The sequence below is a fragment of the Streptomyces thioluteus genome (assembly GCF_039535865.1).
This window is the reverse complement of the sequence record NZ_BAAAXZ010000132.1, coordinates 31324-53986: the sequence shown is the minus strand read 5'-3', so window position 1 is coordinate 53986 and position 22663 is coordinate 31324. Positions and strand designations below refer to the sequence as shown.

Here is a 22663-nt window from a genome sequence, read left to right as displayed (position 1 = left end):
GGCTGGAGGCGAGCGCCCAGATCGCCCACGCCGAGAGTTCGCGGGGGACGCCGACGTCACGGTGCCGGCCGTGTGCACCACAGCGATCAAGTGTGGTGACGGAGTGGCTGGAGGGGGTGCCGTTGTCCGAGGTGATAACGGACGGCACCCAGAGCAGCGGGACCGGCAGGTCCAGTTGCTGGCCCGCTTTCTCTTCTCGGCACCGCCCGCACGGGACTGCTGCACGCCGACCCGCACCGGGCAACTTCCGTCTGGTCACCGGCGACCACCCCGACGGGCCACCGGAGAAATGGCGCCTGGGCGTCCTGGACTTCGGCACGTGGACCGGCTGCCGCAGGGACTGCCGGCCGAGATCGGGACGGCGCTGCGGCTGACGCTGGACGGCGAGGCCGAGGCGGTCCACGAGCTGCTCCGTGACGAGGGTTCGTCAGCCGAGATCGAGCTCGACCCGGAAGCCGTGCTCGACTATCTGCTGCCGATCATCGAGCCTGCCCAGGTGGACGAGTTCACCTTCACGCCGCGACTGGATGCGGTCCCAGGCCACGCGGATCGCCGATCCCCGCTCTCCCGCGTACCAGCTGGCCCGTCAGCTCAACCTGCCCCACGGCCGTACTTGCCTCATCCACCGGGTGACCACGAGCACCCATAGGGTGACTCTGTCAGCTGGGCGCGACGGTGCGGCTGCGCGACGAGATGGAGGCGTGGGTCCCGGGCTTCGCGGACAGCCGGCCCGGTGGAGGACTGCGGTCAGGGGACTCCGCCTGAGCGGGGCGGGCGGGTCCGCCGGAGGCGCGGGCCCCGTTCCCTCACCACCAGGCGGAGTCGAGATCGGCCCTCGAGTCGCTCTGAGGTTGGCGCGGAGCCAGTCGTACGCCAGAAGTAGTGGCGGCCGCCGTTCTTCCACGGAGCAGGTCAAGGTCGGCGGGAAGCCGTCTGCGGTGGTTCCGCAACGGGCACACGTGAGGGTGGTGCCGGTGGCCTCAGGGTCCAAACTGCGCTTGAATCAGGCGTCTTCTGGTCCACTCCCAGACGACTATCCCCGTGAACGGTTCGTGAGGGTTCAACGCCACCCGAACGCACCGGGGGGGCCGGTCCCTTTCGGACCGGCCCCCCGGTTCACCAAGTCGCGTTCGGCGGAATGGCCTAGTGCTGCATCACGGCCAATGGCCAATGCCCGTCGGGCGCGCAGCGAGGCCCGCTCGGCGCGGCGCTGCACGCGCCGGGCCGCCGCGAGCCGGAACGGCCCTGCCACTCGTGCATATGGGCACGGGCCAGGACTTCTGGGATGAGTTGCATTTCGAGGTTCCTGTTCTGACGCGAGGTGATCGGCGCCGGAGGTGGTGCGTGCGGGGAGGGCGGAGCCGGCGGGCTCGGGGGACCGTGTGGGTGCATCGTCGGTTCCTGCTTCGTGGGGTCGTGTGCGCGAGGGGGAGCGTCGATCGTGCCGGGGAGACTCATGCGGCGACCGGGTTCTTGCGCGGGCGGCCACGGGGGCGCTTGCGGGCCACGACGACGCCCTGGACGAAGAGCTCGCCGCCCCAGACGCCCCACGGCTCGCGACGGTCCTTGGCGCCGTGCGAGGCAGGCCTCGCGCCAGCGGGCAGGTCTGGCAGAGCGACTTGCGTACTCCACGTCCGCCGGCGGACTCGGCGAAGAAGACCTCCGGGTCGTAGCTGCGGCACGGGACCGGTGGCTGCCCAGGTTCTCGATCGCGTCGTCGAGGTCGGTGAGCGCGGTCAGGGGGGGTCAAGGTGTCCTCCGTGGGACGGCGGGGGGATCAGTGTCGGTGGCTACTGACGGGGTGTGTGCCTTGATCTGCACGGTTGGTGTTCCTCGTCTGTTGTTCCGGCTGGTGTCCGGGCTGGTTTCCCCCGGCTGGGGGCAAGCAAAAGGGCCGCGGATCCCGGTGTGGGTCCGCGGCCCTGGAAGGTGCCGACCTGATCTGCCGATCAGGCTGGATTCTCTCAGGGTTCGAGCCCACGCGAAGGCCCACATCGTGTGGTGCTGCGTACTGCTCGTCCGATTCGGCGCCGTTGGTCTCTGCTGCGAAGGCGTGAGAACTGTGCCTCTGCCGCCATTGCCGCTGCCCGTGGGCGCCTTGGTCGGTCGCTCATTCCCCCAGGGCCGCGCGTTGGCCGGGAGGGCGATGGAGGACAGACCGGTGCCGTTGACGGAACCGAGACCGGAGGCGAGGACGACACCGGAGTACGGCGTCGACCGCGCGCAGGCCGAGCGGACGCATGGCGAAGACCGGGCGATCGGTCATTTTGTGCTGGGGATGAAGCTGATCATGGTCTCGCCTCCTCTCGGCGTCTCGGGACGGACCGCGGTCCGTCGCAATCTTCGGTTCAGTACAGCACGGAGCCGGCGGATCCGTAAGGACCCGTCGTTTCCCTGCTCGGAAGGCTATGGGTATGCCCTCCGCGCACGCAAACTATTTTTCCGGAGAGATTTCCGAGCCCTCGCACGACCCCGGCTCGCGGCCGGCGCACAGCGCCAGGACGTCGGCCCCGAACGTGCCGAGCTTGCGCCTTCCCCACACCGGAGATGACGGAAAGCTCGCCTCGGTTCCGGCGCGGCCTCGGCGATCGCCAGCACGCGTCTTGTCGGTGACCACGCAGAAGGCGGGCTGGCCGAGCCGTTCGGCCTGCCCGGCGCGCCAGTCCAGCAGCCGCTCGTGCAGCCCTTCGTCAGCTCGCTGGGGCAGGTGCCTCCGACAGCGCAGCAGCTCTGATCTCCCCCGCGTCGCGTCAGGGTGCGCCGCAGACGCGGGCAGCGGCACCGGTCTGCGCCCTGCGCCCGGGGGGCGGGGCCGTCGCCGGAGCGACGCCGGAGCCGGACGAGCCCGATCCGTACGGAGACGTGGCCCAGCGGACCCGTGGCGTCCGGCTAGCGTGCCCGGGCGGGGGGGCCGTGGAGCCCGGCCGCAGGCCGGACAGGAAGCGGCTGGGGCGACGGGAGGGGCGCCCGCCCGGCGCCCGGGAGAGCGCCCACGACAGGGTCAGGTGGCGCGGCGGGCCCGGGTGACGCCGACGTAGAGCAGCCGGCGCTCCTCCTCGATCTGTCTCGTCCGTCTTCGCGTAGGTGATCGGCAGCATGCCCTCGGTGAGGCCGACCAGGAAGACGGCGTCCCACTCCAGGCCCTTGGCGGCGTGCAACGAGGCGAGCGTCACACCCTCGACGGTGGGGGCGTGTTGCGCCTCGGTCCGCTCCTGCAGCTCGGTGACGAGGTCGGCGAGCGTGGCGCCCAGGGCGGGACCGGGCGAAGTCCTCGGCGAGCCGCACAGGGCGGCGAGGGACTCCCAGCGGTCGCGGACCGCGCCCGAGCCGGCGGGGCGGCTCGGGCGTCCAGCCCCGGGTGGAGAAGACGGCCCGGACCTGGTCGGCCAGATCCTCGGCGGCGGCCAGCCGGGGGTCGGTGCCGTCCGCCGCCCGGGCCGCGCCGCGCAGCAGCACCTGGGCCTCGCGGACCTCGGGGCGCTCGAAGAACCGCTCGGCCCCGCGCAGCTGGTAGGGCACGCCCACGTCGGCGAGGGCCTGCTCGTAGCCCTCGGACTGGGCGTTGATGCGGTAGAGGACCGCGATCTCGCCGGCGGCACGCCGGAGGCGATGAGGTCGCGGACGCGCCCGGGCGACGCCCTCGGCCTCGGCGGGCTCGTCGGCGAACTCCGCGTAGGCCGGCTCCGGGCCGCTCTCCCGCTGGGAGACCAGCTCCAGGCGGTGGTCGGCGGCGCGGGCCCGCGGGCCTGGGCGAGGAGCCCGTTGGCCAGGCGCACCACCTGGGGGGTGGAGCGGTAGTCGCGGACGAGCCGGACGACGTGGCGTTGGGGTGCGGGTGCGGAAGTCCAGCAGGTGGTCCGGGTCGCGCCGGTGAAGAGGAGTAGATCGTCTGGCTGGCGTCGCCGACCACGCAGAGGCTGTCGCGCTCCCCCAGCCAGAGCTCCAGGAGTCGCTGCTGGAGGGGGCTGACGTCCTGGTACTCGTCGACCACGAAGTGCCGGTACTGGCGGCGGACGGTCTCGGCGATGTCGTGCCGGTCCTGGAGGACGCCGACGGTCAGCAGCAGGACGTCCTCGAAGTCGATCACTCCGCGCTCGCGCTTGAGCTGCTCGTAGACGCCGTAGACCTTGGCGATCTCGGCGGTGTCGCGGGGGGGCCTCGCGGCCGCAGCGGACGACGGCGGCCGGATACTCCTCGGGGACGGTCTGGGTGACCTTGCCCACTCGATCTCGGCGGTGGTGTCGCGCAGCTCGCTGCGGTCGAGGCGGACCCGGCAGCGGGCCGCGGCCTCGGCGACGAGCTGGACCTTTGCGCTCGAGCAGCCGGGGCAGCTCGCCGCCGACGGCCTTGGGCCCAGAAGTACTGGAGCTGGCGCAGGCGGCCGAGTGGAAGGTGCGGGCCTGGACGCCGGCGGCGCCCAGCTGGCGCAGGCCGCCGCGCATCTCGCCCGCCGGCGCGGTTGGTGAAGGTGACGGCGAGCACACTCGCGGCTGGAGCAGCCCGGAGCGGACCCCGAGGCGATCCGGTGGTGATGGCGCGGGTCTTGTCCCGTACCCGTCGCCGGCCAGCACGCACACCGGCCCGTCGAGCGCCGTCGCGGACCGCGCGCTGCTCGGGGTCGAGCCCGTCGAGCACGGCGTCGGCGGTCTCCGGCACCTGGGGGAAGAGGGTGGTGTGCGTTGCTGGTGTCACCCCGCCATGCTGCCAGGTTCCGGGAGGCGACCGGGACGGTTGTCCACAGGCGGGGCGCCTGCGGTCGTACTTATGCTGGCACGGGAAGAGCGGCGTCGAGGGAAAGGTGCACGTTCTACCACCGGAGCAGCGCTCCCCCACCACAGCACGATCCTAAGGAGCCCCATGTCACGCCGTGACGATGTACAGCACCACCTGGTGCTGCGTACTGCGTACGCCTCAAGCGCCAGATGGAGCGGGAGGGCATCGAGTACACCGAGGTGAAACATCGAGCCTCGACCCGGAGTCGGCGGTCCTTCGTGGAGAAGGCCAACGGGGGGCAACCAGACGGTGCCGACCCTGCTGTTCGCCGACGGCTCCACGCTCACACCAACCCCTCTCTCGCCCAGGTCAAGGCCAAGATCGGGGTCGGCGTCTGACCCCCGGCTTACGGCAACTCCGCCTACGGCAGGGCGCTCGCCGTACCAGAGCTCGACCAGCCGGGCTGCGATCGAGATTCCGGTGGGAGGCAGCACCTCCCGGACTTGAACGCGGCCCGCAGCTCTTCCCGAGAGAACCAGCGCGCCTCGTGGATCTCCTCGCCGTCCACCTGGATCTCGGAGGAGACGGCACGCGCCCGGAAGCCCCAGCATCAGGCTGGACGGGAACGCCAGGGCTGCTGGCGACGTACTCCACCTCGCCCACCACCACGACCGGCCTCCTCGGCGACCTCGCGCCGCACCGCCTGCTCGATGGGACTCGCCGGGCTCGACGAAGCCGTGCGAGCGTGGAGAAGCGAGGCCTGCTCCGGCCAGTGCATCTGGCGGCCCCAGCATGCGCGGTCCCGGTCGTCCGTGACCAGCATGATCACGCGCGGGGTCGGTCCGCGGGTAGTGCTCGGCGCCGCAGGCCTGGCAGCGGCGGATGTGACCGGCGGCGGCGATGACGGTGCGCTCAGCCGCAGCGCGAGCAGAAGCGGTGCACGCCGCTGCCAGTTCTCCAGGGCCACACCGCGTGCACCAGCAGGCCGGCGTCGCGCGGCGACAGGAGCAGGCCCGCCTCGCGCACGCCCGGCCGGGCGCGCCGACTGGGTCCATGCGGCCGGGCAGGGTGTCCTTCTGCAGGGCGAAGTAGGCCACCCCGTCCTCGTCCTGGCCGAGGAAGTAGCGGTGCGTCTCGGTGACGGGGGCCTCGAAGGCCGGCGTCATCACCAGCTCCGTACGGCCGTCGGGGGTGTCGTCGATCAGCGCCTGTCCCCCGGAGACACACGAAGACCCGGGTCGAGGGGTGGCTCCAGGCCGCCGCCAGCCATGCCTCGTCCAGGCGGTGGTGCGCGGCGCGGTCGATGGCCGCTCGCGCCGCTGAGCGTGATGGGACGGTCGGCCGGGATGCGGTCCAGGTGGTCACGGCTGCTTCCAACTCACCCCCTGTGGTGATGGTCGTGGTGCGTCTGGGGCCGGTGCGGCCGCTAGTGCCCGCCCGGGCCCGCGGCGAGGTCGCCCCAGAGGGTGGGCCGCGGTCTCCACGCCCTTCATGAGGAGGTCGAGCTCGACCTTCTCGTTCGGCGCGTGCCAGCCGTCCGAGGGCACCGAGATGCCGACGACAGCACGGGGACGCCCAGGACGTCCTGCAGGTCGGCGGCGGGGGCCGGAAGCCGCCCGTCGCGGCGTGAAGCGGATCTTCTGCCCGAAGGCGCGGCCCATGGCCCGACGACGGACTGGAGGCGCGGGGTGGTCCAGCGGCGTCAGACAGGGGGCGGGTGGCCCCGGTGAACGTGATCCCGTGACGGATGCCGGCGGGGAGGCGGATCGCCGTCCACTCCCGCACGGCCTGCTGGATCCGGTCCGTGTCCTGGCCCGGGCCACCAGGCGGAACGACAGCTTCAGCCGGGCCGAGTCCGCACGATCGTCTTGGCCGCGGGGCCCTGGTAGCCGCCGCCGATGCCGTTGACCTCGGCGGTGGGACGGGCCCACGACGCGTCTCCAGGGTGGTGAAGCCGGCCCATCGCCCAGCGTGGCGTGCGAGTGCGCGGTGCGCCGCCAGCGCTCCTCGTCGAAGGGCAGCTCGGCGAAGAGCTCGCGCTCACGGTCGTGAGGCTCACGACGCCGTCCGTAGAAGCCGGGGATCGCCACGCGGCGGTCCTCGTCCGTGCAGGGCGGCGACCAGCCGGGCGGCCTCGGTGGCCGGGTTGGGCACGGCCCCGCCGAAGGAGCCGGAGTGGATTGTCCTGGTCCGGCCCGTACAGGTCGATCTGGCACTCGACGAGTCCGCGCATGCCGGTGCAGACCGTCGGGGTGTCCTCGGACCACATGCCGGTGTCGGAGACGATCACGCTGTCGCAGGCGAGGCGGTCGGCGCGGTCGCGGATCAGGGCCGGGAAGTTCGGGGAGCCGAACTCCTCCTCGCCCTCGACGATCAGCTTGAGGTTGACGGCCGGGGCCGTCCGGCCGGTGGCCGCCAGGTGCGCGCGGACACCGAGCGTGTGGAAGAACACCTGGCCCTTGTCGTCGGCGGCGCCGCGCCCGTAGAGCCGGCCGTCCTTGAGGACGGGCTCGAACGGGTCGTGTGCCAGGCCGTCCTCGCGGGCGGCCGGCTGGACGTCGTGGTGGCCGTAGACCAGGACCGTGGGGGCGTCGTCGTCCCCGGAGGGCCACTCCGCGAAGACCGCGGGGGCGCCGTTGCCCTCGCCGCCGTCGCCGTCCGTCCCCGTCTCCCAGACCTCGACGGTCGGGAAACCCGTCTCCCTTGAGCTTCGCCGCGAGCCAGTCGGCGCTGCGGCGGACATGCCAGTCCAGTTACCAGACCTGGGTGGCAGCAGGGCGCAGCGCACCAGCCCGTCCCTGCTCAGCGCCGGGCGCGGGCGCAGCGCCTCGACGCCCTCGTGCGCTCGCGCCCCCCCAGCGGCGCGGCCAAGCCGTTCGGCAAGGGATGAGTCGGACGCCGCCATGCGCCGGTTCTCGCCGATGAGCCACCGTAGCGGTCGCGGGGCGGCCGCGGCGTGCGGGAAGTGGCGCGGAAAGTCTCGAGGTTGCCACGGAGGCGCCCGTCCAGCACCGTATATGGCCTGCCAGGGGTCGCCGACGGGGCGGTGACGCGTGGCCCGTGACCTCCCCCGAAAGGCAGGCGAGCAGGACGCCGTTGGGCACCGGAGGTGTCCTGTAATCGTCGAGAGGACCACCTCGAACTGCTCGACCAGGATCCACGAGCGGCCCAAATCGGGCGGGTACGGGCCCCGCGTCTCGGCGGAGAGGGCTATCTGGTCGCCGAAGTCGAGGAGGATCGCGGCGCGCTAACTCCGCGCGTACGCCTCGACGAGCCGGTCAGCTCGCGGCGGGCGCGGGCGGTCTCGGGGCCTTGACGCAGCGGAGTTCGGTGAGCCTGCCTCCCGAGCCGCGGAGAGCAAGCTCCTCGTCTGGGCCCGCAAGCGGCCGGGTCGACAGGTGCTCGGCAGCATCGCCTCAGGGCGAGGAGGTCGGCGACGAGGTCTGCGAACGGGCGGCCATGTGAGCGCGTGGTGCGGGCCCGGCGAGGCTGCGCAGGACGCTGGGCGGCGACATGGGAAGCGCGGTGGCGTCCGCGAGGAGCCGGCATGTGGGCTACCAGGCCGATGCGCAGCCGTGCCCCCTTGCAGCAAAGGCGGCCGGCGAAAGGCGTTGGTACGTGAGATCCGCGGCTCGCTGGCGTCCTCGTCGGTGGCCTCACGGCGGTGACGCCGGCCTTGGCCAAGCGCCTTGCGGACGCGGCGGCGAGTTCGCCGACCGCCTGTTGTGAAGTGAGGCCGAGTACGCTCTCGTGTGCCACCTAGGACGGCGCCGACCAGCCAGACACGCGGCGGCCACACAGTGGTCTTGCCGAAGCCGCGCCGGCGACGATCACCTGGGGGGCCGGCGCGGCGGCGTACTGCAGGCCGTCTGCTCGGGTGTGAAGGGATGCCGACAGGTCCCTGAGCGCTCGGGGTCCAGTGACGCGCCGGGTCATGTCCCTCACTGTAACGGGGAACGCTGACAGGGCCCGCGGTCCTTGCACACTCCACACCTGCCGCCACCTACGGCCTCGCGAGCACGCTGCCCGGAAGGCACAGTGCGTGCAGTGCTGGCCGTGGGCGCGGGGCGAAGCGTTCGTCCAAGGACCCGGCCGGCCGCCCGTGGCAGGAGTTCGCAGACCCAGCCGTCCCCGAGTCTCCAGGGACTCCTTGCGCCTGGCACCTTCGGCAGCGCGTCCCCGCCCCGTCCCGCTTCAACCGCGCCCTGCCGCAGCTGGACCAGTTCCGCGCCGCCGTACCGGGGCCACTCGCCGTCCGAACAGGTCGTTCACCGCGCCCGCCCGACCCGCCAGCTGGTAGACGGCGAGCTGCGGGTGGCGGGGCGACTCGGCGGCGCTCGGGGCGCTCCTGCCGGTCTTGAAGTCGACCAGTACGCCCGGCCCGCCTCGTCCCTCTCCACGCGGTCCATGGAGCCGGCCGCACCCGCACCGGTACTGCTCCGCCTTCAGCGTGACGTCGAAGGGGTGCTCACTGGCGACCGGCGTGCGCCGCGTTCCAGGAACGTGCCAGCGCAGGAAGCGTTCCAGGGCGGCCGCGCGTTCTCCTTCTCCTGGCGGGACTTCCAGGGGGCATCGAAGGCGAGCGCGTCCCAGACGGTGTCCAGGCGCTCCATCAGGACGGCGAGCCGGCCGGGGTGCGGCCGACGCGACGTCGTCGGCGAGGACCGTGGACCACGTTGCCGAAGCCTGGGCGGGGCCGGCCGGGGCCTCCGCCCGCACCTCGCGCCCCAGGAACCACTGGAGGGAGCAGGTGTCCGCGAGCTGGCCGAGCGCGGAGCCGGAGAGCGCCACCGGCGCTCGCGCGTCGCGCGCGGCACCCCGCTGTGCGTCGGTTCGTACAGCCCCCACCAGCGGTCGGGGTCGGCGGCGGGGACGAGCGGCCGGCTCCTCCGCGCTCAGCGCGGCGGAGCCGGCGAGGCGGGCCGCGGCGGGGACCGCAGGGCGGGGACGCGGCGGGGTCACGGTGGTGGACCGCAGCTCGGCGACGAGGCGGCGACGGCGAGCGGCCGCCGGGGGCGCTGGGTGACGTCCACCGGCTATCGACGCCGAGTTCGGCGAGGAAGCGGGAGGGCTGGTCGCCGTCCTCCGCCGACGCCTTGACCGCCCGTGACGACCAGGCGCTCCCGGGCGCGCGCGTGGCGGCCACGTAGAACAGCCGCCGTTCCTCGGCCAGGAGGGCGCCGGGCGGCAGGGTTCGGCCCGAGGCCGTCGCGCCGATTGCGGTCCGCCTCCAACAGCGGGCGCGGCGGCGAAGGTCGTGCCAGAGGCCCTCCTGGACCGCGGCGACGACGACGAGCCGCCACATCCGTCCCTGGAGCGGGAGCGCTGTCATCAGCCGCGACGGCGTCCGTCCGCACCGGCGGCGGGTGAGGGTGTCGGCGCGATGTCCTGGGCCTCCATGCTCGTCCAGGAGTTGAGGACGTCCGGGCCGCCGACGCGTTTCCCGGCGCGGGCCGCGTCTCGAACAGGGCGCACACCGCGTCCAGTATCGCGGTCCGCGTGCGTCCGACGCCCCGCGCGGTCGCGTCGGCGCGCGCAGCCGGTCGGGCAGGGGGTGCCGTCCCACACGCCAAAGGCGCGTCCTCCGGCGGTGCCGCCGGCCGCAGACGCGCGCGGGCGGTGCGCAGCAGCCGCGCCAGGCGAGGGCGCCCTTGGCGTACCGCCGGGTCTGTGCGCGACCAGCGCTCGCGGATCGGGGAGCGCCTCGGCGACGAGCACTCCGGAGGGCCTGGACGGGGGGTCCGGCCGGCGGCCCGTTCCTCCTCGCGCAGGGCGCGGCACGAGCCGGCGCAGGTCGGTGCAGTCCATGCCGCCGAGCGGCGAGGTGAGCAGCGGCGAGGGGCGGGTCTCGGGGGCGATCGGACGAGGGGGCTGCGGCAGCGTCGGGATCTGCGTGGCGGACCCTGCCCGCCGCCACTGCTCCGCACCACCCGCAGCGCCGTCAGCAGCGGCGCCCACCGGCCGAGTTGTGGCGCAGCGGGGCGTCGTCGCCGTCGACCTCCAAACCGGTACGCCGACGAGGGTCAGCGCGCGGCGCAGCACCGGCAGGGAGCGGGAGCCGGCGCGGGACCAGGACGGCCATTGTCGCCCAGGGGGACGCCGTCCTCCAGGTGGGCGGGCGCAGGATGTCGGCGACGTTGTCGGTCTCGGCGCCTGCGGTGGGGTAGGTGTACGCCTCGACCGGCGACGGGCGGTCGGCGGTCAGGTGCGGTGCGGGCGCGGACGGGGCGGCCGGGAGTCGCGGTGAGCGGCCCAATCCGGGTCGGTGCTGGAGGCCGGGTGGCGGCAGCCAGCGCCGGGCGCGGAGCGGCGCGAAGGTGGTCAGCCACGCGCACCGGGCGGGCGTGCCGTCGCGGCGCGGGAAGTGCGTCCGGGAAGTGAGGATGCCGCCCACGTCCGCCGCCGCGGAAAAGGCGTAGATGACTGGTCCGGATCGCCGAAGGCGATCAGCGGGCGGCCCCCGCCGGCCCAGCGCGCGCAGCAGCCGCACCCTCGCGCGGCGTCCGGTCGTCCTGGTATAGTCCACCGAAGACCGCGTCCGTAGCGCGCGGCCAGGTCCCCGCTACCTCGGCGTTCGGCGCAGCAGGACGGGCGCGGCCTGCAACCAGCTCCCTTGTCAGCGTAGTCGAGCAGCCGCGACGGCGTCGAGACGTCGAGGTACCGTCGATGGAAGGCGCCGCGGCCGCCCAGTCGCCGCGCCGGGGTGCGCTTCGGGATAGGCGGCCAGTTCGCCGGGCCCAGGCCAGTTCGCGGCTGCGGGCGGGGACGGCGCTGCCACCCTGTCGGCGAAAAGCCGCGCGTGGTCAGGCCGCGCGCAGCTCGTACGGCCCAGCGCCACCGCCCCGCGCCCCTCGCGTCCAGCTTCGGCTGGCCGGACAGCAGGTCGCGCACGGTGACGGTCCCTGCTCGGGCCGGAGAGCAGCACGCGGCGGCTCGTACGAAGGGCTCGCTCCGTCGGTCGCGCGCGGACCAGCGGCGTGGCAGCTACGAGTGGAAGGTGGTTAGCCCTGCCGGGGCGCGGGCTCCCACACGAGCCGGGCCGCCATGCGGTCGCGGCAGCGCGGCGCCCTGCGCTGAAGGTGAGGACCAGACGCGCTCGGGGCCGGCGCCCCCGCCCGCACCGTTCGGCGACGCTCTCGACGAGCGTGGTGTCTTTGCCCGTCACGAGGACGGAGATGGCACCAGCAAGCGGCCACCGTGAGTCCAGTGCTCAAACCCACCGCGCGCTGCGCCGCGGACAGCGACCGTGCGGGGACCCGGGAACAGGCGGGGTGCGCACCAGGCGTCACGCGCCGGCGCCCCGTCACGAAGCGTACCGCCGGTGCTCCGGGACCGGTCCGGGCGCGACGAGCCGGAGGGGGATGGGGATCTCACGTGGGTTACGGTCCTGGTCGGTTGACGGGGGCGGTCGGGGCGGTAAAGGGCGAGTTCCCCGACGCTACGCAAGGAGACGGCGGGGCGGCAGATCGTCCCGGGAGTCACCCGGGGCGTTCGAGCACTCATCCGTTCGGGTGGCCAGGGTTGCATCCGTGGACAGGTGTCGCGTTTCACCCGTCGCACACGCGAACCGTCCGGGACGGGCCGTCCCCAGCGCGCCCGCGCCATCGCGAGCGGAACGGTGACCCGTCCGGGCCGGCGCGAACGCAGCGGCCGTCCCCTTCCTCCCGGTGTAGCGCTCCAGGCGCGCCGCCGTGGCCCGGGGAGAGATGCATCCGAGCACGATCCATCGGCGACGCGAAGCGAAGGTGGCTCGAAGGTCGACCCATACCGCGGTCGGGCCTGTGCTGTTCGCGAAACCGGGTCGTGCCGATGTGCGGTCGCAGTGCATGAGGACGAGGGCGTGCACCCCGGCTGGGAGCGGATCGTCCGGCGGCGATGGTGCGCCGTGGGCGTGCTGGGGCTGTTTACTGACGCGTCTCGTCCAAGCGGCCACAATGCGTAAGGCCCTCCGCGGCCCGGTCGGGGCGCGGCCCGGCCCCGCGTCGCGGCAGCTGTGGCGCCGCGGACCCGCCGGGCGGTAACGTCGGGCGTGGTACGAACACGACCCCACGGACAACCAGCCCATCCGGATGCTCCACGACCGCGGTGCTGAGTGAGTACGACACTTTCCGGAGAGGCGAGCGCCGGTCCACCGCGGCCATCGTCTCCGGCGACGGCCCGGCGGTGGGGCCGCGGCTGCCTGGGCGAGTCGTGGCGGTCGGCGCAGAGCGTACGGACACGGTCGAGTCACGGCGGACCGGGTCCTGTACGAACCGGAGGACCGCGCACGCGGTGGAGGCCGCGCTTCGCGACCCACCCCCCCCCCCCCCCCCTGAGCGCGACCTGCACGCGGTGGCCGCGGAGCGGATGGAGGGCTCGGAGACTACGACGGCGTCTGTACCTGTAGATCTGACAGGACCTTGCAGGACCTGTAGCTGGATCATCCCGACGAGACCGCGCACCGTACCGGGTCACGACAAGACGACGACACACCCTGAAGCGAATCACTTCGGAGGTGCGCGTCCGTCATGGCATGGCGCTCTGTTGATCGTCGCCGCAGTCTGCTCGAGTCAGGCTGGTACGATCGGGATGAAGTACACCGACGGGTTTCACGCGGCTGTGTGCGAGCGTGTTCACGGTCGCGGGCATCGTCGGCCAGCATGATCCATGCTGTCGCAGCGGCGCTGCTTCGCTGCGACGGTACGGCGTACGGCGTGTGGACGCTCGGCATCGGGCGCCGAGCCGGCTGGGTGTGCTGGCATGTGCGTGCTGGGCGAGCGGCGGCATCGGCGGCGCGAGATCTTTTTGTGGTGTTGCTGTTGGTGGCGGGGTCGGGCCATGAAGGCGACGTCGGTGTCACTAGGGGGTTCTCTCTCCCGCCCCGCCCTTTCCCCGATTTCCGCTGGGGTCATGCGCCCCTGCGGCCCGCTGGCGGCGCGAGTGCGCGCCGTGGCCCGCGCTCCGCGCGGTGAGGACCGCGGGACCGCGCTCGCGCGAGGTGGGCGGGGCTGCCGCCCTCTGCGCCCCACCGGGGGCTGCGCATGGACCCCTGCCCGGGCTCACCCCCTCGGCCCGCAGCGCCTGCGGGCGCTGTCCTCAAACGCCGCGGACGGGCTGAAATGGCGCGCCGGCCTGAAATCAGCCCGACGGCGGGCAATCAGCCCGTCCGCGCTGAGACAACGCGCGGAGGTCGCGGTTCGCTGGGTCCGCGGGCGGAGCGCCCGGCCGGTCGCCAGGGGCGCCAGCCCCGGTATCGCGGCAGCCGCCGCGTTGTGGGTCGAGGGGCGCGCAGCCGGGAGAACAATGGTTCTTTTGAAAGGGCGGGCGGGGCAGACCCCACACCCGGCCCACGCCTCAGTAGTGCGTACCCGAGCAGATCATGATCGCTCCCCACTCACGTCCTCCCGACGCGATTCGGCCCCCGAGCGTGATGATCGGAGTGACGGTCCGCGCGCCCGTCGGCGGGCACGGTCGGCGGGGCCGCCGCGTCGGCGGGCGCGGCGGGGGCAGTGCGAACGACGTGTCGGCGGACGGCGCGGCGGCGCGGAGGAGGACGGCGGACTGAGGAGGAGAGCGGCGGCGGCGCGACTCAGTCGTAGGGCGACTCCGGCGGCGGGCTCCCGGCCCCCTGCGCCAGCTCCAGGTCGAAGTCCCGCGCGGCGTGACCTCCAGCGCGCCGGCGTGTACTCGGCCAGATCCGCGGCGGTAGCCGCACACACCGTGATGCTGCGCAGCCCGTCGACCCGATAGAGCGACTTCTGCTGCCGCTGTCGGAGTCCTCTGCCCACACTGACGCCACCACGGTCGCCAGGTCGCCCCGGGGTGTAGCCGGCGATTACCAGGCCGCCTTGTCCTCCTCCGCCGTGACCCGTCTTGCACGGCCGACGCGTCCCGCGTTTCCCCGCCCAGGAGTTGCGGGCGGCGGCCGGTTGCGCCGGGGCTGTCGACCGACGCTCTGCAGGGATGGACGTGGTGGTGTCCGCCGATCGTCCGCGGCACACGGCCTGCATTCTTGTCGCCGACGTTCGCAGGTGCAGGCTCTACGCTCGCCTTGCTGGCCTTCATCGACCAGCGTGTATCGGCCGGCCGGCCGTGGTTGGCGAGCGTGGCGTAGGACCTGGGCATGTCCAGGACGCTGCGGTGAGCGGCCCGATGCGCGATACGAGGGCGGAGGCGGTCAGGTCGGGGAGTACTTCTCGCGGGACGCGAGGGCGGATGGCCGTGGCCTTGACCTTCCCGGGGCCGACGTCCTGCGGCCATCTGCGCGACACAGGCGTCGCTGATCCGACAGTCCGTCGCACTGGTGCGGTGATGGGCCCGTAGCTGCGGTCGTCCTCGTTGCAGGGGTTGCTTTTTTATCGCCGACGGGCCCGTCGGGCCCGACGACTGCCGCTTGTCGGTACGCCGGCGTAGCTCGTCGTACAGTGCGTGACTACGTCGGCCCCGACTGCGTCGTCGCGCCGTGCTGCACCGCCGAGGTGAAGACGGGAACCAGACGGCTTGAACGTCGAGCTACGACTTTGGTAGTCGCGAGCGGTGGCTGTTGTTGACGGACACCGTGCTTGGTGTAGTCGATGCCGACAGTAGATGGGCGCGACGACCTTCCGTCGGGGTTCGACGGATAGGACACGCCTTTCAGCCGGCCCGACGTAGGAGTCGTCGACCTTCGGGAGTCGTCTGAGCGCGTCCATCCGCTCGACTTCACGGCCTGGACGAAGCCGTCCTGCTTCTTGCGGTCGATGGTGGTGGTGATCCACGTGTAGCGCCGGCGGCAGCGTCTGACTCATCGACGGATCTTGTGCTGGTGAGGTACGTCCGGACCAGCCTCGACGACGAGGTAGCCGCGCTGAGGCCCGACATCCCCAGCCTCGGCCGGCGACATTGCCGCTGGGGAACTGCAGGAGGCCGACGCTCGGCGGGGATGATGCCAGCCCTCTATCAGACCATGCCAGTCGCGAGGGGACGATAGTTCTACGGCCATGCGCCCGCGGCTGTTGCTCAGGGTGGGCACCGACGTCGTACGCGCTCGTGCGCGTGCAGCAGCGGTCGCCAGGTAGGCGCCCCGCGCGGTGTCGATCTTGTCGGAGTCCTTGCCGTTTAGTACGCCTGCGGACGCGCGCTGGATCCAGTAGGCGTTGCGTCCGAAGTAGCTGGATGTTGAGATAGCCTCGAGGATGCCGTCCTCTCGCTGGACTCGCGGTCCAGCTTGATGCGATGAAGAACTCTTCACTTGCGGCTGATGGTCTGTCCTGGCCGAGGAGTAGCTTTCTTGACGTATGCTGGGTGATCCGTGAACCCGACTGCTTGCCCTTGCCGGTGACGGTGTCGGTGTCCCACGCGCGCGTGTACCATCGCCTCGGGAGTACTGGACGGCGGATCTCCGAGTAGAAGTCCGGTCTCGGCGGCGAGCACGGTCGTGTCTGGACGTCGTTGGGGATGACGTGCTGAGCGGGACGCTCTCCCGTTGACCTCGCCGGCCGCGGCCAGCTGGCTCCGTCGGCGTAGCGGAGACGTTGCTCTCCGCGGTCGCGGCCTTGTTGGCCGCCGGATGTCGACCAGGGTGTACCCCGCGATCGAGTGCGCCCGCGACGAGGAGGACGAATCAGGCACGAACGCCCGAGCACCAGGCGCCACGTGCAGCAGTCGGCGCCACCGGAGCACGCTAGCGTCTGTGCAGCTCCCGCGCTCGCACCCTAGCCTTCGGCACCGCCCACGCACGGTGGCGGGCCGGCAGCCCAGCGTCACGGGGAGGCCGTTGTCGTGAATGCTCGTCGCTACATCTTCCTGGAACTCCTCGGCCGTTAGCCGGGGTTGGCCGCGGCGCAGTCGGTGTCGTGTCGTGTCAGGCGGGCCGTGTACCCGGGGCAGTGCTGCAAAGCAGTGCTGCCGTGCGCGCCCGGGAAGCACTGGCGCATCACGTGTCCCGGACGCGAGGTCCAGTCGCACCCCGTGCGGTGCGAGTGGGGCCGTTCGGATGAGGCCGACCACACGTGACAAATATGCGTGGCTCCGGCTGGACGTACGGCTACGCTCCTGCGTCTCGAGGTGACGGCCCGGCGCGGCGCGCGACTAACAATGGTCAACGAGCCGAGGGGGAGAGACGGCGATGCTGGCTGGTACGCCGCGGTCGCGGTGAGCAGGCTTCCGCCGCGTACGCGACGTACCGGCAATCGCGACCGCCGCCGGTGCTCTCACCAACACGTCTTCGCTTCGTCCTCGCCTATAGTTCATCGCGTTGTGGCACGAACGCCCGCACTGAGGCTGGCTACGACCGGAGCACAGGCCCTGACGTTCGTCTGGTGAGACAGCGCTGCTAGGCGACGGTCTCGCTCGACTCGGCGGGCGGATTCCTAGGACCGCGCAGTCTGCAGGAGCGCGTCCGCAACGGGAACATTCGCGATCGGACGCCGCTACCGCCCCGCGGACCTCGCTCAAAAACTGTGGTGGACTGCGGCGGACCTGAGCTGGCGGGCTTCCAGCTAGCTGGCCGGGGTCTGTGGCGCCGTGCTGCGCGAGGGTGCGCTCTGCTTCGAACTCGCCTGGCGGCCGACCCCTTGCGGTGCTGCCTGTTCCTCTGCGCGGTGCTGATGGCGGCCGTCGTACGGCTTCGCGGTGCACTACCCAGGTGGGGCTAGTGGCGCGTTCGTGCTAGCTCGACGCGGGCGGGCCGTGGCCATGGTGCGGCACAGCCTGCTAGTGCCTGATTCGTCTCCGGCTCGCTGCTGCCGTTTGAACGTCTTCCCGCGACTACTCGGCACGGTGGCCCGGGGCGTTGCCGTGGTCGGCGATTGCTCCAGGTGCCGGTGGACGTGCTGCTCGGCCGGCACGCCGGAAGGGCGCGGCGGGCGCGCTGGCCTTTCCAGGCGGGGTGGGCGGCGGTGCAGCTGGACCTGGGGCGGATGATCCAGGCGGCCGCGCCACGCAGGAAGTGGTGGTCCCAGAGGTGGGTGAGCGGTGGCACGCACCCTGCGCTCGTCACGTCTGCATCGCAGGGATGTGGCGTGCACTCGACGATCGGCGTACCGCTTCACTTGCCCTGACGGCGATCGGCAACTTCGCCCGTGAGCGCCCTGAAATTCGGTCCATACTGCTGATGTCTCGCACATCGACGCGCTAGTGCGGCTTCACCCTTCCCGAGGTCGCGCTGCTGTACGGGACGACCTGCACCTCCTTCGGGACTGGCGGATCTGAGTGAATGGGCAAACGCGGACCGGGTCGGCAGGCGGGCGTGCGACAGACGGCACGTTTCGACCAGTTCCTCGTCCGTTTGTGCCAGGTGCTCGCCGTGGCGGCGCGACCGGTTCGCGCTGCGCCGGATCGGGCGGACGGACAGGGGAGCGATGGTCATGCGGGGGCGGGCAGTGGCCGCACGGGTGACGAGGTGTGACGCCGGGACGGGTCGTCTACTCGAGTGGTGATGGTCGTGACGGGGCGGCGATCTCGCGGCGGTCTTCCTGGCCGGCGCGGCCTTCCAGTACATGGGCGTCCACGCGGTCCGAGCTGTCGAACTCCTTCACCTCGGCGGTGACACGCATGTTGCCAAGTACACACGCAGACGGTAGTTCGCGAAGGAGCTGGTGCGGGGACCGCGACCTTCGTCGTGCCCCTCGCCTTCGACAACTGGCTGCCCAGCGCTGTGGCTTGCTGGGCGCGACGATCCGCTGCACCTGCCCAGGAGTGGGTGGCGTTCTGCGGAACCGGCCTTAAGCCCTGCATGCTGCTCGGGCTCGGTGGTGCATGAGCGGGCGGGGCTCAGGAGCTATCGGAGCAAGGATAGTTGAGAGATGGATGATATGTCAACTCACCGATGTGGAGAAGGTGTTCAAGGTACGGCCGACGGGACGCGGATGCCACACCGGGAGCGGCCGCGACGTGCGGGAAGGTGGGACGGCATCAGCTCCGGGTGCCCGCGACGCGAGATGGTCGGGTACATAAGCCACAACGGGCGGGCAAGTCCACGAAGATCAAGATGCTCAAGGGCATATGGCCCCACAGCCGGGGCAGGCTGCACGTCGCCGGCATCGACCCGTCCCGCGACGCGCAGCGACGCCATCGCCCGGCGCATCTGGCCGTCGTCTTCGGCACAGCGCACGAACCATGTGTGGACCTCCGCTACGGGAATCGTACGGGCTGGTGGCAGCAATGTACCGGATCAACACCCGAAGGCCCGTACCCGCGCCAACCTCGAACGCTGCGTCGAACTCCTGACTGGCCGATCTGTTCTCGGACGTCCCCGTACGCCAGCTCTCGCCGGCACAAGCGGTGCGCGGCGACATCGCGGCCCGCCTGCTGCACGAAACAACGAGGTTGCATAACCTCGACCAGCCGAACGACGGCTCGGGCCGCCGTGACAAGGCGAACGGCCGCTAGCTTCCTGCGAGACGTCAACGCGAGCAGCGGCACGACCGTGCCTCCTCACCCAAGCACGACCTTACGGACATCGAGCAACTGTGCCGACGGCGTGATGGTCATCGACCACGGAGGCTCGTCCACGACGGACACCGTTGGACCAACATGCCACCGGTCGGGCTGATAGCGAGCGGATGCTGGTGGTGGACCTGGAGAGAGAAGTCACCGCCCGGGAGGAATTACAGGGGCGCGGCGTGGTACGCGTGGAGGGGCCGACAGCCAGGGCTGGCCCTTTCCGGCCGCGCCGTCATCGCGGGCGAACGTGAGGGCCGTCGCGAACGGTATCCGCTGGGTAACCTCTCGGTGCGCCGGAGCCGGACATCGAGCAGGCCATCGCACGACTGATACGAAGGGCCGGGGCCTTGCCCCGAGACCGCCCTACCTGATGACCAGTCCGACGTGAACTCCGATCATGCGGCGTGTCGGACGCGGAGCCGACAACGCGTAGCCGAAGTGCTGCGCACGGCCGGTCGCCGAGGCCGCTGGACAATGGAGGAGTTCGGGGAGCGCCTGGACCACGGTCTCTACAAGGCGCGGACGCCCGGCGAACTGCAGCGCCGAGTCCGGACCTGCGGCGGTGCCGGCCCCCGCCTCAGCCCCTGCCCCGGCCGTCGAGGACCGATGCGGCGGGCACGCCGACGTCCTCCTCGGAGTGGCCGTCATGGTCGGCTTCAGGCGCCACGACAGGTTGACGGTGCGCGCCGCTTCACGGCTTCGCGTTATGGGCGGCGGGCAGACGATTGCGCGAGGAGTCCTTCGAGGACGGCGAAGGTGACGATCCGCTGCCACGTCGCACATCATGGGCGGAATCCAGGTCGTCGTGCGCGGACCTGGAGTGCGGGTGGACGGCGTCGGGAACATGGAGGGGCTTCGACTCGAAGGCTCGAAGGGGCGAGGGCGAGGGCTCGAGGGTGAGCGCGCCCGGGGTTAACCGGTGGTGCGTGTCGGGTCCGGTTACCGGGCTGGCCGTTCTAGGGGCGGGGTCGGAGGTCCGTCCGCCTCGAGCGCGGCGAAAGCGAGGGTTAGCGGTCCACCCCGCCCTTTCACCGTTTCAGCAGGGGCTGCGCCACTGCAGCCACACCCCCCCCCCCCGCATTGCGCGCTGCCCGCGCGGGGTCACGCCGCGCGGTGGGCCGGTCCCGCGCTCCGCGCGGTGGGCGGGGCCTTCGCCCCCTGCGCCCCACGGGGGCCTTCGCCCCCTGGACCCCCGACCGGGGCTGCGCCCAGGCCCCCTGAAGCGCCTGCGGGTCCCCAGAGGGGGTACCCCCAGCCTCAAGCGCCGGACGGGCTGATGGTGCGCGCCCGGGCTGCATTGTGCGTACGGGCTGGATTTCAGGACCGGGCGCGCCATTTCAGCCATTTCCGGCACTTGAGGAAACCGCCCGTAGCGCGTCCTGCGCGGGCCGGGGAGGACAGACACCGGAAACAGGGGTGCAGGGGGCGCAGCCCCGGGGAGGAAACGGATTGAAAGGGCGGGGCGGGGCGAACTCACAGGCCCGACGCCGCGCGTCCGCGCCCCAGCACCCCAACATACCACCGCCCCCGCCCATCCGCCGGTACCCCGCGTCGTTCGGATGCAGACCGGTCCCCGCTGTCGTACGCCGGCAGCAACCGCTGCGGATCCGCCGGATCGCGCAGCACCCCGGTCGAAGTCCACGGACCGCGTCGAAAGGACCCGCCGGACCGGATCTCCGCGTTCACCGCAGCCGCACCGTTTCCTGCCGGGGCACGGCCCCCGAGGTGTCCGCCGAACGGCGTCAGCGTGGAAGCCAACGGCGATCAGGCCGCGCTCGTAGGGCGCGGGCCCACCAGCTTTGCTAGCAGCCCGGCGACGATCCGCCGCGGGTCGAGCTGCTGCGGCCGCCCGCAGGAGTCGTTGACGCCGAGTTCCGATCACGACGGCCCCGTACGCCCGTACGGTCCAGCACGTCGCGTCGAACGGTCAGCGCGACTGGGGTTGTTGGCCGGGGACCGGGCCACGGTTGCCAGCAGGATGCGGCTTGACGCTGATGCCCTCGTTGAGGGACCCGAAGCCGAGGCGCCGCGTTCCGTGAGCAGGCACGGCGGCCCGCGAGGCTGGTCGGTCCACCGCTGGTCGGGCCGACGGTCGAGGTGAACGCCGTCCGTGGATGGAAGTCACCAGATCGCGACGACCGCAGCCGAGCCCCGCGCGGGTGCCCCAGACGTCGACGGCGGTGACGTACACGCCAGTACGCGGGTCCGGCGGCGGTGTGCAGCCGCGCCCCGTCGGAGTCCTCCGTCGACGGTCGCACGGCGCGAGCCAGGACAGCCTGCCGGGCGTGCGGATGCAGCGTCACCGGGCCGGACGGGACGGTCCCGAAGTACACAGGTGACCAGCAGATCGACGCAGGCGCGCGACGGCAGGCGGCACGGGATCGCTGACGTCGCCCGCCAGGCGGCACGACGCGGAGGCCCACAGGCCGCCGAAGGTCAGCCGGCGCATGGCAGCCGGGGGGCATTACCCCACACACCCCCCCCGCCGAGCGGCCCACCGTGCGCCGGCCCGCCGAGAGGCCCGATCGCAGGCGTGGGCGATGTGCAGCGGCCGGTTCGAAGAGGTTCGAAGAGCTGCACGCAGGGCACGGCCTACAGCCGACGCTGGTGTGGACGAAGTTGCGGATGCCCGTACCCGCCAGCCCGTTCCGGTGCGCAGGCTCGCCGCGGCCGGCGCGGCGGCCCAGGAGCCCGTCCAGGTGACGGCGGCGGCCGGCGCGGCATCCTGACCAGTCCGGACGGACGCGGCGGCCGTCCGCCAACCGTCGCCCCCGCCGTGCACGCCCGCGCCCGAGGAGGACCCGCGCGGAGATGTGCACCCCCCCCCCCTCTCCCTCCCTCGCCCCCCAACGAGGCCGTCACGACGGCAGGTCCCAGGGCGCACGGTCATCGGACCCACGGCGAGCGCGGGGCTGCGGGACAGCGGGGGCTGGTCATCGCGGGAGTCTCTGGGACGGAGGCAGGCGGACGGCCGGGGGTCGCATACGGCCGCCACCCCACGTCGAACCCCTGAACAACGACATCCTCATGGATTCCACGGGGCGCGGGGAAGGCCCGGGGCGGCCGGGGGCACCGGCAAGACGGGGGCAACTCGGGGGCGTTTCCCCGCAGTCAGTCCGTAGGGGGCCCGCGGAGGACAACGGCTTTCCCGACGCACGGCAGGGAGGCAGCGTGGACAGGCGCCCTGTAACGGACTGACGGCTTCATCCTACAGCGAGGCGGACCGCCATAAAATCCGCCCCGCTGGTGCGCCGGAATGAAGGCTCTTCGCCACCGGCCTCCTCCTCGCCCCGTCGCAGCTCGTCTACGCAATAGCCAATCGCGACCCAAGTCGGCCCGGCGCTGGGAGCCTGGGGCGGGCTCATGTCGGCGGCGCCGCGGACAAGCGGGCCATGGTCCGGCACGCCGTTCCTCACTTGCCCACGACCCTCTGGTTCGCCCCGGTTCCCACCACACGGCGCTCTATCACCGCCGGCCCCCCCGCATCTCGGCGTACTCCTCCACCTGCTACATCCCTCGCCAACGGCGATCATCCGGCAACCATAGC

General features: G+C 72.2%; 11 protein-coding genes and 7 pseudogenes. 4 read left to right on the top strand and 14 right to left on the bottom strand.

What is annotated here, in order from left to right; translation table 11 throughout:
- Positions 1-765: pseudogene (locus ABD794_RS17600) on the top strand (AarF/UbiB family protein); the annotation flags it as partial.
- A gap of 689 nt (positions 766-1454) precedes the next feature.
- Here the strand turns inward: ABD794_RS17600 and ABD794_RS17590 are convergent.
- From ABD794_RS17590 to ABD794_RS19180, 5 genes and pseudogenes are all read right to left on the bottom strand, one after another.
- A pseudogene (locus ABD794_RS17590) lies at positions 1455-1821 on the bottom strand (WhiB family transcriptional regulator).
- 613 nt (positions 1822-2434) lie between these two features.
- The gene (locus ABD794_RS19195; protein ID WP_425586057.1) at positions 2435-2617 is read right to left on the bottom strand and encodes a hypothetical protein; all 183 of its coding nucleotides are present in this window, start codon (positions 2615-2617) and stop codon (positions 2435-2437) included.
- A 133-nt stretch (positions 2618-2750) separates the two neighbouring features.
- Positions 2751-3599 carry a 3'-5' exonuclease gene (locus ABD794_RS19355; RefSeq protein WP_486389123.1) on the bottom strand — a complete coding sequence of 283 codons (849 nt, stop codon included), beginning with the start codon at positions 3597-3599 and terminating at the stop codon, positions 2751-2753.
- Positions 3484-3717, bottom strand: a pseudogene (locus ABD794_RS19185) (ATP-dependent DNA helicase); the annotation flags it as partial. The pseudogene ABD794_RS19185 and the gene ABD794_RS19355, both read right to left, overlap by 116 nt.
- A gap of 220 nt (positions 3718-3937) precedes the next feature.
- Positions 3938-4135: pseudogene (locus ABD794_RS19180) on the bottom strand (UvrD-helicase domain-containing protein); the annotation flags it as partial.
- A gap of 738 nt (positions 4136-4873) precedes the next feature.
- Here ABD794_RS19180 and ABD794_RS17580 point away from each other — a divergent pair.
- Positions 4874-5111: pseudogene (locus ABD794_RS17580) on the top strand (glutaredoxin domain-containing protein).
- Positions 5112-5147: 36 nt separating this feature from the next.
- Here the strand turns inward: ABD794_RS17580 and nudC are convergent.
- From nudC to ABD794_RS17545, 7 genes and pseudogenes are all read right to left on the bottom strand, one after another.
- A pseudogene (gene nudC / locus ABD794_RS17575) lies at positions 5148-6078 on the bottom strand (NAD(+) diphosphatase); the annotation flags it as partial.
- Positions 6075-6374 (bottom strand): hypothetical protein, encoded by a 300-nt coding sequence (locus tag ABD794_RS17570; protein ID WP_344964484.1) that lies wholly within the window; start codon positions 6372-6374, stop codon positions 6075-6077. The gene ABD794_RS17570 and the pseudogene nudC, both read right to left, overlap by 4 nt.
- 179 nt (positions 6375-6553) lie before the next feature.
- Positions 6554-7618, bottom strand: a complete 1065-nt coding sequence (locus tag ABD794_RS17565) for a M20/M25/M40 family metallo-hydrolase (RefSeq protein ID WP_344964481.1) — start codon at positions 7616-7618, stop codon at positions 6554-6556.
- A 1289-nt stretch (positions 7619-8907) separates the two neighbouring features.
- A complete protein-coding gene (locus ABD794_RS17560) occupies positions 8908-9675 on the bottom strand; it encodes a PD-(D/E)XK nuclease family protein (protein WP_344964479.1) in 768 nt (255 codons plus the stop codon).
- Between the two features lie 369 nt (positions 9676-10044).
- Positions 10045-10671 (bottom strand): hypothetical protein, encoded by a 627-nt coding sequence (locus tag ABD794_RS17555; protein ID WP_344964477.1) that lies wholly within the window; start codon positions 10669-10671, stop codon positions 10045-10047.
- Complete coding sequence (locus ABD794_RS17550; RefSeq protein ID WP_344964475.1) at positions 10655-11239, bottom strand: hypothetical protein; 585 nt, start codon at positions 11237-11239, stop codon at positions 10655-10657. The genes ABD794_RS17555 and ABD794_RS17550 overlap by 17 nt, the downstream gene beginning before the upstream one ends.
- A 90-nt stretch (positions 11240-11329) precedes the next feature.
- Positions 11330-11638 (bottom strand): hypothetical protein, encoded by a 309-nt coding sequence (locus ABD794_RS17545; RefSeq protein ID WP_344964473.1) that lies wholly within the window; start codon positions 11636-11638, stop codon positions 11330-11332.
- 1144 nt (positions 11639-12782) lie between these two features.
- Here ABD794_RS17545 and ABD794_RS17540 point away from each other — a divergent pair.
- Together ABD794_RS17540 and ABD794_RS17535 are read left to right on the top strand one after the other, a co-directional pair.
- Positions 12783-13083, top strand: a pseudogene (locus tag ABD794_RS17540) (co-chaperone GroES); the annotation flags it as partial.
- A gap of 1048 nt (positions 13084-14131) precedes the next feature.
- On the top strand, positions 14132-14257 hold the full coding sequence (locus ABD794_RS17535) for a hypothetical protein (RefSeq protein ID WP_344964472.1): 126 nt from the start codon (positions 14132-14134) through the stop codon (positions 14255-14257).
- A gap of 3838 nt (positions 14258-18095) precedes the next feature.
- Here ABD794_RS17535 and ABD794_RS17530 read toward each other — a convergent pair.
- Together ABD794_RS17530 and ABD794_RS17520 are read right to left on the bottom strand one after the other, a co-directional pair.
- Complete coding sequence (locus tag ABD794_RS17530) at positions 18096-18227, bottom strand: hypothetical protein (protein ID WP_344964470.1); 132 nt, start codon at positions 18225-18227, stop codon at positions 18096-18098.
- Between the two features lie 2816 nt (positions 18228-21043).
- Entirely contained in the window at positions 21044-21307 is a 264-nt protein-coding gene (locus ABD794_RS17520) for a hypothetical protein (protein ID WP_344964468.1), read from the bottom strand.
- Positions 21308-22663 lie beyond the last annotated feature (1356 nt).